Source organism: Shewanella mytili, assembly GCF_046765975.1.
Lineage (GTDB): Bacteria > Pseudomonadota > Gammaproteobacteria > Enterobacterales > Shewanellaceae > Shewanella > Shewanella mytili.
Map to the genome: position 1 here is coordinate 190,499 of NZ_JBKOUD010000005.1, position 15,600 is coordinate 206,098.

The window sequence follows — 15,600 nt, forward strand, 5'->3', positions numbered from 1 at the left end:
CAGTCAACATTTTATGAAATGATTCCAGCGGATCTGTGCCTTTATTGGGGTACAGAAAGGGAAGAAAATCTAACAATCACAAGAGAAAGATGTACTTATAGATGACAAACGCTGGATAAAAGCAATAATTGTCGATAAGTTGACCTATTTATTCACTTCAAATTGGTTGGGAACTATGTCCAAGGTAAGCAATAGAACCAAAATCGCTTCTGCGCTTGTTGGCGCGCTGGCGTTAGCGAGTAGCAACTTCGTTGTTGCCGATCCTCTTGCCGATGCCCAAAAAGCAGCCGTAAAGGTACATACAGATGCAGCAGCGTCTCAGAATAAGATCGATAAATATTTCGATCAGGCTCAAGACATGCTGTTTGAGTACTCTGGCGTGGCAGATCAAAGAGAATCGCTGAAAGCCTATAACGATTATCTGGCGACCCTGGTTGCAGACCAGGAAAGCACCATGAAAGGTATTCAGGATGACATTAATGGCGTAGACAAACTGCGTCAGGGTGTTGTGCCTTTGATGTTCAAAATGGTGAGCGCACTGGAGAAGTTTGTTGCGTTAGATCTTCCTTTCAGAACCGAAGATCGCCACGAACGTGTGGAAAACCTCAAAAACCTGCTTAACAGCGCCGATGTTACCCTCGCAGAAAAATTCCGTATGATCCTGGATGCTTACAGCATCGAACGTGATTACGGTAACTTCGTGGATGTGGAAACCGGCAAGCTGAATCTGGATGGCAAAGAAGTGCTGGTTGACTTCTTCCGTTTGGGACGTGTGGCTCTGTATGCACAGAGTCTGGATCAGAAAACTGCCTGGATGTACAACGCTGAAACCAAAGCTTGGGAAAAGCTGGACGACAGCTATCTGCGTGACATCACCAAAGGCATTCGTATTGCCCGTAAACAAGGGGCAATGGATCTGTTTGCGTTACCAATTCCAGCTGCGGAGGCTGCTAAATAATGAAGAAGTTAATCACTACAGCGCTGGTTGCTGCAAGTTTCTCCCTGGCCTCTGGTATGGTTAGCGCTGCTGACGCCCCTAAAACCATTGATCAGTTGCTGCAACAAATCAAAACTGAAAGAGCCGCTCAGGGTAAGGTTAATACTCAGCGTGAAGCTGAATTCCGTGCCGAACGTGGTGATAAAGCCGCACTGTTGCAACGTGAAAAAAATGCGTTGGCCGCAGAGAAAAAACGCGGTGAAGATTTAAACCAGCGTTTCACCGACAACGAGCACAAAATCGCCCAGTTGGAAGATGACCTGAAAACAGCTCAAGGTGACTTGGGTGAAATGTTTGGTGTGGTCAAAGGCGAAGCGGGTGATTTCGCCGGCAAACTGATCAACTCCAATGTGAGTGCACAGTATCCTGGCCGTGACAAATTCATCTCTGATCTGGGTTCACGCAAACAGTTGCCGAAAATCGAAGAACTGGAAAAGTTCTGGGAAGAAGAACTGTTTGAAATGAACCAAAGCGGTAAGGTTGTGAAGTTTGATGCTTCCGTAACCGATATCGATGGCAATGTGCACAACACCGCCATTACCCGTATCGGTGCCTTCAACCTGATTGCCGATGGCAAATATGTGGTGTGGAATTCCAATCTGAACTTGATTCAGGAACTGTCACAGCAGCCTGAAGGTTACATGGTAAGTGCCGCTGCCTCCTTCGAGAACACCGCTTCTGGTGCTGCCAAGGTCTATATCGATCCGGGTCGTGGTGCACTGCTGAACATCTTCACCCAGAAAGCCAGCATTGAAGACCGTATCGAAGCCGGTGGCGTGATTGGTTACATCATCATGGGGATTCTGGCTCTGGGTCTGTTGATCTCTCTTGAGCGCTTGATCACCTTGACCATCGTTGCCGCAAAAGTGAAATCTCAGGCAAAACACATTGATAAACCCGGTAATAACCCGCTGGGTCGCGTGCTGAAAGTTTACTTCGATAACAAGGATATCGATGTAGAAACGCTGGAACTGAAACTGGATGAAGCCATCCTGAAAGAAACGCCAGCACTGGAAGCCCGCATCTCCATCATTAAAGTGATGGCCGCCATCGCGCCTATGATGGGTCTGTTGGGTACGGTAACCGGTATGATTGCAACCTTCCAAACCATTCAGCTGTTTGGTACTGGCGATCCAAAACTGATGGCCGGTGGTATTTCCATGGCATTGGTCACTACCGTGCAGGGTCTGATTGCGGCACTGCCACTGATGCTGGTACATGCCATTGTGGTTGCACGTAGTAAATCCGTGGTTCAAATCCTTGAAGAACAAAGTGCTGGTTTGATTGCTGAACACGCAGAGAAGAGGGCTGACTGATGATGCTATACCTGATGGACATTTGGGCATCCGTCAGGGGCTTCATGGCTGCCGGGGGAGATATTCTCTGGCTGGTAGCCGCGGTGCTGTTTCTCATGTGGGTATTGATGCTTGAACGCTACTGGTATGTGAATTGGGTAGCGCCGAAAGCTCATAAGCAGATCATTGCCACATGGAATGCCAGAGAAGATAGACACTCTTGGTATGCACACCGCATCCGTGAAGCCTGGGTGTCCCAGGCAAGTCAAGAGATGACTGCTCGTATGCTGATTATTAAGACCTTGGTCGCTATCTGTCCGATGATCGGGCTGTTAGGTACGGTTACTGGGATGGTATCAGTGTTCGACGTGATGGCAGTTCAGGGGACGAGTAATGCTCGTCTGATGGCTGCGGGTATTTCATTAGCCACCATGCCGACAATGGCGGGAATGGTAGCAGCGTTGTCTGGGGTGTTTTTTAGCACTCGTCTCGATGCCAAGATGAAAATCCGTATGGAAAAGTTGAAAGACAGACTGCCTCAGCACTAGAGAGAGATTGAACATGGCACGTAAGAAACATTCCAGTGTGGATGAAGAAGCACAGATCGATATGACCCCGATGCTCGACATCGTGTTCATTATGTTGATCTTCTTCATTGTGACTACGTCGTTTGTGAAACCGTCAGGATTGGAGTACAACAAGCCTGAAGCGGCACATGCGACATCTAAACCTTCGGCTAACATCTTTATCGGCATCAGCAAAACTGGTCTGATCATGATGGAAAACCGGCAGGTTGATATTGAACGGGTGTCAGCAAACGTTGAACGTATGCTGGCAGAAGCGCCAGAAGCTGCGGTATTGATCCAGGCTGACAAAGAAGCCAAACATGGTTTGGTTATTCGGGTCATGGATCAGGTCAAAGCCGCTGGCGTAGACAAGATCTCGGTATCTGCGGGGAAAGACTGATATGTTTAGAGCACTAGTATCGATACTTATTGGTGCTGCTGTTACATTTGGTCTGTTTTGGTTTATGGCTACTCTGGTGGGTGGAGGCGCTAAGCGCGCTGAAACCTCCACTGACTCGCCGGTCATTGAGATCACAATGGATAAGCAGGACTCACAGGCGCAGAAGAAGGTCAGAGAAACCCCTAAACCACCACCACCACCAGAGCAACCGCCTCAGATGGAAGAGATTCCACCTGATAGTTCGTCCAACATTGATACTTCTATGAGTTTCAGTTTTGGCTCGGTAGCTTCTGGCCCAGCGAGCACAGGCTTCAAGCTGGGTAACATGATGACTCGTGATGGCGATGCCACACCTATTGTGCGTATCGAACCACAGTATCCTGTTGCCGCAGCTCGTGATGGCAAAGAGGGTTGGGTTCAGTTGAGTTTCACCATTACAGAAACCGGTAGTGTGGATGATGTAAAAGTGATAGCGGCAGAACCTAAGCGCATCTTTGACCGTGAAGCGATTCGCGCGCTGAGGAAGTGGAAATACAAACCAAAGATTGTTGACGGCAAGCCACGTAGACAACCTGGTCAGAAAGTTCAGTTGGACTTTAAACTGAATGGAGGCAACTAAGATGCATAAAGTCACAAAACTTGCTGCAGCTTTATTGCTGACATTTTCTGGCAGTGTGGTGATGAATACCGCTGTTGCAGCAGAAAAGTGCCCCATTGATTTAAGGCAGTCCAAGGCTGTGGGTGAATCATCGGCACGAAAAGTACAGAAGGCTTTTGAAGCCTATCAGGCCAGCAAGCTGGATGATGCCATTGCCATTTTGCTGGAAGCATCTCCACGCGGCGAATTTGACAAAGCGTATGTCGATCGCATGCTGGGTAACTTCTACGCTGAAAAAGGGCAGATGGATAAAGCCATCAAGTTCCTGAAAGTGGCGGTGGATGCTGATGTACTCGGTGGCGTTGATCATGCCTCTACCTTGCGGTTGTACTCCGATCTGTTATTGCAGGAAAAGAAATTCAAGGAAGCCATTGTCTATTATCGTAAATGGATGGCTTTCACCTGTAAAAAAGATGCGGTTGTATACCGTCGCATGGCGATTGCCTACACAGAAATGCAGCAATGGGACAATGTACTCAAGACCGTGGATGAAGGTATTTCCTTGATGGAAAAACCGGACAAAGGTCTGTATCAGCTGAAATTTCAGTCACTGTTTAACTTGAAACAGTACAAAAAAGCTGTTGGGGTACTGGAAACCATGGTGCCGCTGTTTCCCGAAGATAAACGTTTGTGGATCCAGTTGGCCCAGCTTTATCTGTTAACGGAAGATTATGATCGTTCTCTGGCCACCTATGAAATTGCCTACGAAGGCGGTTTCTTGGAAAAACCGGATAACATCATACGTCTGTGTCAGTTGTTGTCATCTAAAGGGGCGCCGTATCGCGGTGCGGTCATTTTTGAAAAGCATATCAAGAGTGGCTTGATCCCCAAGGATGAAAAACACCTGAACATGATTGCCGGCTTTTTCCATCAGGCGAAAGAGCTGAAAAAAGCGGCCGATTATTATGGTCAGGCAGCGGCAATGGCAAATGACGGCAAATTGTATTTGAAGCAGGGGCGGTTGTTGTCCATGCAGCAGAAATACAAGGCATCTATTCCCGTGTTTGAACAGGCATTGAAATCAGGTCTGGACAATCCCGGTGAAGCGCAGTACGAGCTGATGTTGTCATACTTGAGCCTGAAGCAGTACAAGCAGGCATATCGTTATGCCGGGCTTGCTGCCAAGGATAAAAAAACCGCCAAGAGTGCCAACAACTATATTGCCTATATTAAAGACAAGGCGCGCATTCATAACGTTTCGTTGTAAATGCGATTGACCTCAAAAAGCCCCGAAAGGAGTATACAGTAAAAACCATGTCTATTTGCGCGTGAGTGAGTGACAGCCCTTTACTGGCAACACTTCTTGTTGATATGTAAAGCGTACATACTATGTATATTGGTGTGTACGCTTTTTATCCCTGAAGGCTTAGCAAGGCGATGGCATCACTGCGTGAAACCATCACCCTGCCAAAAGGGTATTTAAGGGAAGTGATGGTAAAGTAAAATAATAAAGCCACTCCTTACGCTCGCACAGCTCACTACTCGCTAGGCATTTATGATTTTTCTTGACCACCCGCTGAAACACGTTTCTGGACAAAACCTTGTTAGGGAAGATGCGAATAAGTCCCTGATGTGAGATCATAGCTACATAGTAAATCACAGCCATTACCGCCCATGAGCCAACAGTTAACTTTTGCCGATAGTGAGTTTTCCAGCAAGCGCCGCCAGACCCGTAAAGAGATTTTCTTATCTCGGATGGACAACCTGTTACCATGGACTCAACTGCAGGAAGTGATTGAGCCCTTTTATCCAAAAGCGGGCAATGGTCGTCGTCCGTATCCACTAGAAACGATGTTCCGCATTCACTGTATGTATGCAGCAATGGTACAGTCTGAGTGATGAGGCGATGGAAGATGCGCTTTACGAGATTGCTTCGATGCGTCAGTTTGCACAACTGTCACTGGATAAAGCCATTCCTGACCGCACTACCATTATGAATTTCCGGCACTTGCTGGAAAAACACAAACTCACTCGTAAGTTATTCCAAACGGTCAATCAATGGCTGTCGGATTGCGGTGTGATGATGACGCAAGGAACATTGGTAGATGCAACGATTATTCAAGCACCCAGCTCCACTAAAAATAAAAAGAATGAACGTGACCCGACTAAAAAAGGCAATGAATGGCACTTCGGTATGAAAGCTCACATTGGCGTGGATGCAAAGAGTGGCCTCACCCATACGCTGGTGACAACCGCCGCCAATGAACATGACTTGAACCAGTTGAAAAATCTGTTGCATGGCGACGAGGAATTCATCTCTGGTGATGCTGGTTATCAAGGCGCGGAAAAACGCGAAGAGCTGAAAGATACTAATGTGGAATGGCTGATAGCAGAGCGTCCCGGCAAAGTTCGGGTGCTGAAGAAGCATCCCCGCAAGAATAAAACCGCTATCAACATCGAGTATTTAAAAGCCAGTATTCGGGCGAAGGTAGAACACCCGTTCCGGATCATCAAATGTCAGTTCGGCTTTATCAAAGCACGCTATAAAGGGCTGACGAAAAATGACTCACAGTTAGCCATGCTATTCACCTTGGCGAACCTGTTTAAAGTAGACCAGATGTTACGACGACAGCCAAGATCTGTCTGAAATCCGGGAACAGCTTGGAATTAGGTCGAAATTCGGCGTAAAACGGCAGTATGTTGGCTAAAATTGAACACTTAGCGTTCAAAAATCAGGCGGGCCGCTCAAAACCTCGCTCGATACCTAAATTGCAGGACTTGTTCGCAGTTTCCTTAGTGTTCATTTTAGAACTTTTTTGTCATAAATTTAGCTCATCTGTTTTGAGTTGAACTGATTTAATTTAGAACTAAATTGTCATTTTTTGTGAAGGCAGAGGCAAAGAATCGGGCGTAACAGCTGATTTACTTTAGAACTATTTTGTTATCCCACAGCTGCCATTTCTAAATCGAAAATGCCCAAAGCAATTCAGCACTCCATTTTTAGACACCGCTTTAATTTCATTTATGCATGAGATTTTATAATCCATATGTGTCCAATTAAGCGCACCGTTTCCTAAAATTTAAGTGTCTATTCATCACAACCTGAGGAGGTTTGTATGGACGCTTGGAATAAAGGTCATCCCATGGGACAAAAACGACCTTTTAAATTGGAAGAGATTTGGCGCATTCGCACTCGGTTAGAGTTAGAGCATAATATTGCAGAGTTAGCGTTACTTAATTTAGCGATTGATTCAAAATTGCGCGCTTGTGACTTACTGCATTTGAAAGTTCAAGACATTACCTCAGCAGGCATCATTAATCCGCGCGTGCGCTTAACGCAACGTAAAACCCACCGTGAAGTGCAGTTTGAAATTACACCACCAACCCAACATTGTTTGACTTCTTGGTTACTTGAAAAGCGGCTCATCGCAGAGGATTACTTATTTCCCAGCCCAAGGTGTGCTCATCAACCGATGAGTTATAGCTATTACCGCGCGATAGTCAAAAACTGGGCGCGTCAGTTAGGCCAAAATAGTGAATTGTACGGCACGCATTCACTGCGCCGAACCAAAGCCACGCTGATTTACCGTAGAACAAAAGATATTCGAGCTATTCAAATATTACTTGGCCATGTCAAGTTAGATAACACCGTCCGCTATTTAGGTGTTGAGATTGAAGATGCACTGCGCATATCGGAATCCATTGAGGTATAAATGGATAAAGGCAGTGGCCATATTCAGCACCATTGCCTTGGTTTTCAAAAAACATCCCCAATTTACCGAAGTCAGCCCCATTGCAACTTTGATTCGCAAACACTTAAGTTAGTTGTTTGTTTTTGATGTGTTGCAATCATGTATTCATTTTTGTATTTTGATTTGACAAAAAAGAAAACTTAATCCAAAGGAATGCCATGTTGCCACAGCGACGTAAATCAGTTTTTACTATTTTTATAGCCTTATTCGCAGTTAGCTTACCTGCGCTTGGCAGTGATTGGAAAAACCTATCGCGGGTGACGGTTGCTGATGCAGGCGGCAGTGACCGCGCGCCTTCTGAGACCATTGATTTTCGAGCGTCGGCGGTTAATGGGCAGGCGAGCGTCTCCGGTGGCGCCGCTGTTTTTTCTGTGCCTATCGACATTCCACCTGGGCGCAATGGGATGCAGCCAGCGGTGAGTCTTGATTATTCCTCACGCTCGGGACCGGGGATTGCGGGTGTAGGCTGGTCAGTGACGGCGGGTTCTGCGTTGCACCGTTGTGATACCACGGTTGCTCAAGAGGGGCAGAGTCGTGCAGTTATCATGAGCGCCAGCGACCGTTTGTGTCTCGATGGGCAAAAGTTAATGGCTGTCAGTGGCCAATATGGCACATCAGGCGCGCAATATCGTACCGAGTTAGATCAATTTGTCAGAGTCACCCAATACGGCGCGTTAACCAGTGCAACAACCTACTTTGTCGTCGAGCGTAAAGACAATATCGTGGCAACTTATGGCGGGACAACCGACAGTCGGCATATTGCCCTAGGGCACACGTTACCCATGACGTGGGCCATCAATAAACAACAAGACCGTGCGGGCAACACCCTCACTTATACCTATCTCAATGCAGGCAGTGGTGAGTATGTACTCAGCGCGATTGATTACACCGGGTATCAGTCAAGTGTCGGTAATCGCAAAGTGGCATTTCAGTATGAAACGCGGCCAGACCAAGCTCGCCATTATCTCGCCGGCGGACTTATCCGCTCCACCCTACGCCTTAAGGCGATTGAGTCACAGCTAGATAGTATCCCACTACGCCGATATGAATTGGCGTATGACACGAGTTCACACACTCAACGCTCGTTGCTGCAATCAATAAAAGAGTGTTACCAAGGTCAGTGTAAAGCCGCAACGGATTTACGGAGCTACGCCCCGCTGTTAGCGTGGGATAGCCGGGATTCCAGCAGTAGTGCCCATCGCGTTATCAGCCCTGTCGCGGGTAATGGTCGCCACGACCAGACGCGTCAGATGGATTTAAACGGTGATGGTATTCAAGAGCTCGTTCACCTGAGTGCGCAATACGATAGGACAGATAAATTAATCAGCTATTTGGTGAAGATTTACCAACGACAAGCGAGTGGTGATTACACCCTAGCCTATGACGCCTCGGCGCAGTCAAGTGATATTGCTAACGGTATCTTTTATTACCCACAAGGAGACCTGAATGGTGATGGCATTAGTGATTTTTTCATCGTCAATCGCACAAGTGGGCAAGTAAGCCTGTTCCAATTTAACCAGGACTTAGTCCCGCAACCCCTCATTCCCACGAATGTCATACTGCCGAGCGCCTTTTGGACTAACCCCTCTGGTGTAGGGGCCACGCTACAGATTTTAGATTTGAATGGTGATGGTCAGCAAGATTTTGCCTTTATCGGGGCTGACCACAAGGTTTATTACTACCAACATCAAGGTGGAGTGACACCGAGTTTTTCAGGCCCTCACTTACTCACAACGCGCAGCAAGACAACCTATGAGGGCAAGAGCTATCTTGAGCAGATACGCTATATGGATATGGACGGTGATGGTGTGATGGATGTGGTCAAGACCTTGCGTCTTGCTAACGCCTCCGAGCAAATCAGTGTCCAGTTTGGCAGTATTTCATCCAGCGGCTTGTTAACCCTTGGGACCGCGGTATCCAGTGCAACGCTAGGACTACCCACCAATCATGTTAACAATGAGTATGTGTTTGCTGATATCAATGGTGATGGTTTATCTGATTATATTCGCGCACTACAAGTGGGCAGCAGCTTCAGTTGGCAGGTACGGGAAAATCGCGGTAATCGCACCTTTTCTCCAGAACGCAGCTTAGGAACAGGGACGGGTATTCATGCCTACCAAGCCTACCAAAATGGCACCACACGAATACAATCACGCTGGGGCGGGCTGCGCGTTGCCGATATTGACAGTGACGGCGTGGATGAACTGCTGGTTGCCACGCACAGTCAAGACAATGTGTGCGTGAGATTTTCAGGTAATCCTAGCAATAGTGGCTCGCAAGAGCCCTATCATGTCACGGTTTGCAACGATGATTTGCACCGCAGTGAAGTCAACTTGAGTAGCCATCCATGGCTTGAAATTGACATTGACTGGTCTCGCTATGACGCTAGGCGCTTTCATTGGACGGTACTCGATTTTAAAGACAGTAGTGTAGGCGCCACTATCGGTCGCGAAATACCCAATGTGGTTTATGCGCCCATCCAGTCGTTATTTATTCGAAACGGTGACCGTTCACTCGGCTTGATGATTAACGATATTGATAACAATGGTTTTGCTGATTTTAGTTATCAAATGATAACTAACTACAACCAAATCGCAGGTAGGGGCCAGTACATCAATGTCGCGGGCCAACCTTACTATTATGCGAACTTGTCGATGTACTTTGCGAGCGGTTCGCCACCCTATGCCGGTGGGTATTTTGAGCAATACAATCAGGCGGGCGAAGGGACAGACCGCGGCAAGTTAGTTGATACTGTGTATGAAGTCCAAGATGGTCTCGGCAAATCCTATCGATGGGATTACGCCCCTTTGTCGCGGGTGCTCACAGGGCGCATTGAGAGTACGCCGTTTTATCAAGTCCCCTCAGAGCGGTATATTGATAACGACCCAAGCAGAACGCATTTTTACTTTACGTCATCGATGTATGTGGTGAGCGACAGCTTTAGTGATAACGGGCGCGGAGGCACGCGGCAGACGCAATACCACTATAGAGAGGCCATCTATAATCGCGCAGGCAGAGGCTTTCAAGGGTTTCGAGCCATCATTGCCGATGATGTTGACCGCGGCCTGCGCAGCATTCACGAATACCATCAATTATTTCCTTTAACCGGAAAACTGCAAGAGTCTCGAGTGTGCCTCAGTAGTGAACCGGAATATGCTTGTAAGCAGACACCGTTGGTCCGCGAGCAGATTGACTATGACACCTTAGTCACCACTCCAACAGGGACGCAGTGGGTTTACCCTGTGTCTGCGGTGAAGCAGCGGTGGGATTTACAGGGGATACCCCTGTCCAAGACCGAAACCCAAGTCAATCCTAGTGATGTGGACGCATGGGGCAATATTAGTAAGCAAACTCAAACCGTGACTGATTACATTAAAGGGCAAGCCAACACTTACAGCAGTATGATTGAAACCAGCTTTGCCGTTGATGTGAATAACTGGTGGCTGAATAAGTTCAACTGGACACGCACGACCCACAATGCTGCGCAGCGTAACTGGGGGGACGACCCGGTTGGCACGATGGATAAAGCGCAGTGGCAATTGCAAACGGTCAGTACCTGGGATAGTGTGCATCGCCTCCCCATCAAGATGACCTATACCGCCAGTAATAGCAGTTGCAATCGCATCGAAGAAACTGGATTAAACAGTTACGGTCTGCCACTGTGGACTAAAACCACAGGGCAAAGCAGTACGTGCAGCTCCTTGCCGGCAAGGCAAACCAGCTTTACTTACACCAAAGACGGTACAACTCAGGCTGACGATGGCTATCTGCCTTACAAGGTCACCAATGCCAAGGGCCATATCACCACAACCGAATACGATATGGGGCTAGGACTCCCCACCAAAGTGATAGCGCCCAACAATATCATCACTCAAACCGAGTACGATGGTATTGGTCGTCCGGTGCAGGTTAAACAGACGGGTAGCCCAACCCGCTATTTGCGCTATTTACTCGCCAATGAGGGCAATAATCCGCCGCAGGACAACGACAATATTCCTGTGGTGATGACCCGCACCAGTGGTGCCGGTATCCCCGAAACGGAGCAATATGTTGACGGTCAAGGTCGCTTACTGCGCACGGCAACCCAAGGCTTTGATGGGGGGTATCAGTATCAGGATAAGCATTATGATGCACTTGGGCGCTTAATCCGAGAATCGACGCCCTATGGTAACGGCACGGCGGCAGACTATACCGAGTTCAGTGATTTTGACGCACTCGATAGACCCGGCAGACGCACAATTCCTAATGGGCGCTCCGGTGGGCTAGAGTCCCTATACACCTATAACGGGTTAACCACGGATATCAATGTCGAAGGACGCTTGATGTCACGTACCTATGGCAGTCAAGGCTGGCTGTATGAAACGGTGGATGCCCAAAATGGGACTAACCGCTTTGCCTACGATAGCGCGGGCAGACCGTTAGTTATCCGCGATGCTAACAATAGTGATATCAAAGCAACTTACAACGGTTTTGGCCATAAAACCCAAGTTATCGACCCTAACCAGGGCACCACAGTCTTCGGTTACAACAGTGTAGGCGAACTGGATAAGCAAACCGATGCCAATGGCGTGGTACAGACCTATGTACTGGATGTGCTGGGGCGTGTCACCAGTAAAACCACCACGGGCGGCAGTGCACCAAGTACAGCGACCTTTGTGTGGGACACGCTCAAACAAGGCTTACTCACTTCTGAAACTGAAAACGGCGTCGCTCGCACTTATGCCTACACAACTGCACTGCAACTGGCACAAACCACGGTCACAGTCGATAGCACTAGTCGCACAGTTAAGCATCAGTACGATGGCTTCTATGGCAGACCAAAAGCCATGGAGTATCCGAACGGCTTAACCCTCAAATATGTCTATAACGATTACGGTTACCTTGAGCAGACCAGTAATGCTGCCTCTGGCTATGTGTATCGTCACATCACTGCCATGGATGAAGCGGGCCATATCACGGGCGCAGACCTTGCTAACCGGGCGATGTCAGAATCTCGTAGCTATTACAGCGAAGGCACCATGGCAAGTGTCGAAGTGGATGGCCCGCTGGGGCGGATTCATGCGCACTACTATGACGGCTATGATGAGTTTATGAACCTCATCAGTGAGCGTAATGGCGTCACAGGGCTCAACAAAAGCTACCGTTATGACACACTTAATCGCCTAACGGAGTATCAGTTTAACAATACCAACCCGACCTTTAGCGCCACGGTTAACTATGCCTACGATAAGGTCGGTAACTTCCTTAAGAAAACCGACTACAGCGCCAATAGCACCACGGCCTACCGTTATGGCGGCAGCGCCAGCTGTGCTGCGGGCAATAATGCCGGCCCCAATGCCGTATGTCAGCTAACTAAACTCAATGGCACGACGGTGAGTTTTCAATACGATAATCGCGGTAATTTACGTGTGGGTGATGGCTTATCCATGACCTACAACGCCATGGATAAACCCTTGAGTGTCTCTGGCCGTGGGGCCACCACAAGCTTTGTCTATGGCAGCGATAATATTCGCGCCAAGCAAAACCGCACTGTTGGTAACACGACGACAACTACCTATTATGTCGATAAGTACTACGAAGCCGACAGTGATGGCAGTTGGCGTGCCTACCTTGATGATATCGCGGTACTCAGTTATACCCCACAGCGTGGTCATTTACTGCAATTTACCCTCAAAGACAGATTGGGCAGTGCCACTACTCTAGCGGACCAAAATGGCAATATCGTTAGTCAACGCTATTTTGACCCCTTTGGTCGAACCGCATCGACAGGCGGTGGGCATCGTACTGATATGGCGAATAAAAATACACTGCAATCAAAGCTGCAGGATTTGGATATCAACAATAAAAACCGCCGCGGCTTCACCAACCACGAGCACCTGAATGAACAGCAGTTAATTCATATGAACGGGCGGATTTACGACTACAACCTTGGCAGATTTATGAGCGTGGACCCGTTTATACAGAGTCCGACCTCAACCCAGAGTGTCAACCCCTACAGCTACATTATGAACAACCCCCTCGCAGGCATAGACCCAACGGGGTATTATGCCGAATGCCCTAATAACATCAATGGATGTCCTAAGCCAGAAGAGAAAAAGAGGCGAATGGACGGCAGTGGCCGTGGCTCAGGCTGGACAGTCATTTACGATATAAGCGGTAATGGTTCAAATCGGCAATCGAGCTTAGCAAAAGGCACACAAAAAACCGAGGCTATAGGTTCTCCGAAGCAGAATGCGAATAAGAGTTGGGGCAGTGGTACCAGTGGAGGAAACAATCCTTCAGTCGACTCCACAAATAGAGAAGCGGTAGAGTTCAATGGAACCGAAACCGCCTGTGTTGGGGGAGGTGCAGCATGCACCCCTTCAAGCCAGTCGGTTAACATCTCGTTAGGTTATACAGATACTCCTGTCGGAATGGGAACCAATCATGCTCTGGTTATAGTTACCGACCCTTTAACAGGAGAGCAATACGCCACTCGCGCAGGGCCTAGCTTGTTTAAAACTGATGAGGGCGGTTCAGGAGTGGGTCTTGGGACTATAAGGGCAGAATCGGGTGTTTACGATAAGACTTTCCGAGATAGCCCTGATAAGGTCCATACGACGCAACATGTTGGTAAAATAAAGATAACATTTGCTGAAGCTGTTTCTCGAATGCATGAATTTGCCAAAGTAACGAATAGCAACTCAATTCCCTACAAGCCGAGTTTTAACAGTAATTCTTATGCCTTTACGTTTGTTGAAAGCCTTGGGTTTAAAAGGCCAACACCTAAAGTGTGGTCGCCCGGATGGGAATCTGGAAGGGCTGATACGAAAAAATTGTCGTACTTAAAGTAGCAATTGAAAAGGATAAGATATGTGTAATATAAGACACCGCTTGCTTGGCTGCATCATCACTGTTTGTCTACTACTGACTTCTTGCAAGGGAGATGACCAAGTGACCACCGCACAGGTTGAAAAGTTAATAAAAGAACATCTTACGCTGGGTGATTCAAGCGCAGAAATAGAGTCCTTTTTAAAGGAAAACAAGATAATGTTTACCTATGATAAGTATGCGAATCGATACCAGTGCATCATCAGGGACACATCGAGTAACAAGCAGGTAGATTCTGCAATCATAATTTATCTGTATGTGGATGGGCAAAAAAACTTCACAAAGTCTGAGGTGATAGAGTCCTTTACATCTCCATAACCTTCAAATATTTAAAAATGATCAAATTACCAGCAAAGCTGGTAATTTGATCATTTTCACCCGTTTCAATATTTACATCATCACAACTTCACACCTACTTCAGCATTACTAGCAATCTTCACCATCTCCAAAACATTCCCGCTTTGGGTTATAATCTCGAAAGTTACGGAGAACCTGAATGTAGTTGCCCCCACTAAAACGGACAGCTTAACTCGCCACTTTAAGAGCTCGATACTCTCTAGGTGACATCATTTTCAATCCACTGTGTGGGTGGTAATTGTTGTAATCGTCAAACCATTCGGCGAGCTTTACAAGCACTGTAGCTGCATCTAGACGGTCATTCAGGTATACATAATCTCGTTTGAACGTCTTCACGAAAGCTTCTGCCATGCCGTTGCTTTGCGGGCTTCTAACTGGCGTCGTGCACACCTTAAAACCAAGTGATTTGGCAAACTGCCGTGTTTCATCGGCGATATAACAACTGCCATTATCGGTTAACCATTCAACGGTATGTGGCAACTCTCGGACATCTCCGAAGCGCTGTTCCATGCTTTCAACCAAAATATCTTGAACTGTAGTGGCATACTGAATTTGGCCATCTAATTAGAGCTGCTATGATGGCGGCATTAGAAAGTTAGGTGACAAAATGACAAAGAAACAAGGCCCGAATTTCAGCCCTGAATTCAGACTGGAAACAGCACAACTGGTTGTTGACCAAGGTTATACGAATAGAGAAGCGGCCGAAGCCATGGGAGTTGGTTATTCAACTCTGGGCAAATGGGTTAAACAATTGCGAGAAGAACG

9 protein-coding genes and 2 pseudogenes are annotated in these 15,600 nt (G+C 47.5%); 10 read left to right on the plus strand and 1 reads right to left on the minus strand.

The genetic code is table 11. The annotated features are described in order from the left end of the window. The first annotated feature begins 175 nt into the window (after window positions 1-175). The 9 genes and pseudogenes from ACIDEJ_RS07480 to ACIDEJ_RS07520 all read left to right on the plus strand — a co-directional run bounded on the left by ACIDEJ_RS07480 (window position 176) and on the right by ACIDEJ_RS07520 (window position 14,441). Entirely contained in the window at window positions 176-958 is a 783-nt protein-coding gene (locus tag ACIDEJ_RS07480) for a DUF3450 domain-containing protein (protein ID WP_411987460.1), read from the plus strand. Further along, window positions 958-2,313 carry a MotA/TolQ/ExbB proton channel family protein gene (locus ACIDEJ_RS07485; protein ID WP_411987461.1) on the plus strand — a complete coding sequence of 452 codons (1,356 nt, stop codon included), beginning with the start codon at window positions 958-960 and terminating at the stop codon, window positions 2,311-2,313. Before ACIDEJ_RS07480 ends, ACIDEJ_RS07485 begins: the two co-directional genes overlap by 1 nt. Beyond that, window positions 2,313-2,840, plus strand: a complete 528-nt coding sequence (locus ACIDEJ_RS07490; RefSeq protein WP_411987462.1) for a MotA/TolQ/ExbB proton channel family protein — start codon at window positions 2,313-2,315, stop codon at window positions 2,838-2,840. The genes ACIDEJ_RS07485 and ACIDEJ_RS07490 overlap by 1 nt, the downstream gene beginning before the upstream one ends. Window positions 2,841-2,853: 13 nt before the next feature. After that, window positions 2,854-3,258, plus strand: a complete 405-nt coding sequence (locus ACIDEJ_RS07495) for an ExbD/TolR family protein (RefSeq protein ID WP_411987463.1) — start codon at window positions 2,854-2,856, stop codon at window positions 3,256-3,258. Window position 3,259: 1 nt separating this feature from the next. Then, complete coding sequence (locus ACIDEJ_RS07500; RefSeq protein WP_411987464.1) at window positions 3,260-3,877, plus strand: energy transducer TonB; 618 nt, start codon at window positions 3,260-3,262, stop codon at window positions 3,875-3,877. A 1-nt stretch (window position 3,878) separates the two neighbouring features. After that, window positions 3,879-5,123 carry a tetratricopeptide repeat protein gene (locus ACIDEJ_RS07505; protein WP_411987465.1) on the plus strand — a complete coding sequence of 415 codons (1,245 nt, stop codon included), beginning with the start codon at window positions 3,879-3,881 and terminating at the stop codon, window positions 5,121-5,123. Window positions 5,124-5,530: 407 nt separating this feature from the next. Then, window positions 5,531-6,503 (plus strand): annotated as a pseudogene (locus ACIDEJ_RS07510) (IS5 family transposase). Between the two features lie 469 nt (window positions 6,504-6,972). Further along, on the plus strand, window positions 6,973-7,569 hold the full coding sequence (locus ACIDEJ_RS07515) for a tyrosine-type recombinase/integrase (RefSeq protein ID WP_011790002.1): 597 nt from the start codon (window positions 6,973-6,975) through the stop codon (window positions 7,567-7,569). Between the two features lie 197 nt (window positions 7,570-7,766). Then, window positions 7,767-14,441, plus strand: coding sequence for an FG-GAP-like repeat-containing protein (locus ACIDEJ_RS07520; RefSeq protein ID WP_411987466.1), 6,675 nt, complete (start codon window positions 7,767-7,769; stop codon window positions 14,439-14,441). Window positions 14,442-15,003: 562 nt separating this feature from the next. On the opposite strand, the pseudogene ACIDEJ_RS07525 reads toward ACIDEJ_RS07520, so the two are convergent. Then, window positions 15,004-15,369, minus strand: a pseudogene (locus ACIDEJ_RS07525) (integrase core domain-containing protein); the annotation flags it as partial. 73 nt (window positions 15,370-15,442) lie between these two features. Between ACIDEJ_RS07525 and ACIDEJ_RS07530 the strand changes: the two are divergent. After that, the coding region (locus tag ACIDEJ_RS07530; protein WP_411987472.1) for a transposase at window positions 15,443-15,600 on the plus strand (158 nt) is incomplete at its 3' end.

Bases quoted from the DNA above. Each gene is read 5' to 3' on its own strand.
- ACIDEJ_RS07505 (WP_411987465.1), top strand. From the start codon at position 3,879: ATGCATAAAGTCACAAAACTTGCTGCAGCTTTATTGCTGACATTTTCT.
- ACIDEJ_RS07515 (WP_011790002.1), top strand. From the start codon at position 6,973: ATGGACGCTTGGAATAAAGGTCATCCCATGGGACAAAAACGACCTTTT.
- ACIDEJ_RS07480 (WP_411987460.1), top strand. From the start codon at position 176: ATGTCCAAGGTAAGCAATAGAACCAAAATCGCTTCTGCGCTTGTTGGC.
- ACIDEJ_RS07500 (WP_411987464.1), top strand. From the start codon at position 3,260: ATGTTTAGAGCACTAGTATCGATACTTATTGGTGCTGCTGTTACATTT.
- ACIDEJ_RS07495 (WP_411987463.1), top strand. From the start codon at position 2,854: ATGGCACGTAAGAAACATTCCAGTGTGGATGAAGAAGCACAGATCGAT.
- ACIDEJ_RS07490 (WP_411987462.1), top strand. From the start codon at position 2,313: ATGATGCTATACCTGATGGACATTTGGGCATCCGTCAGGGGCTTCATG.
- ACIDEJ_RS07485 (WP_411987461.1), top strand. From the start codon at position 958: ATGAAGAAGTTAATCACTACAGCGCTGGTTGCTGCAAGTTTCTCCCTG.
- ACIDEJ_RS07520 (WP_411987466.1), top strand. From the start codon at position 7,767: ATGTTGCCACAGCGACGTAAATCAGTTTTTACTATTTTTATAGCCTTA.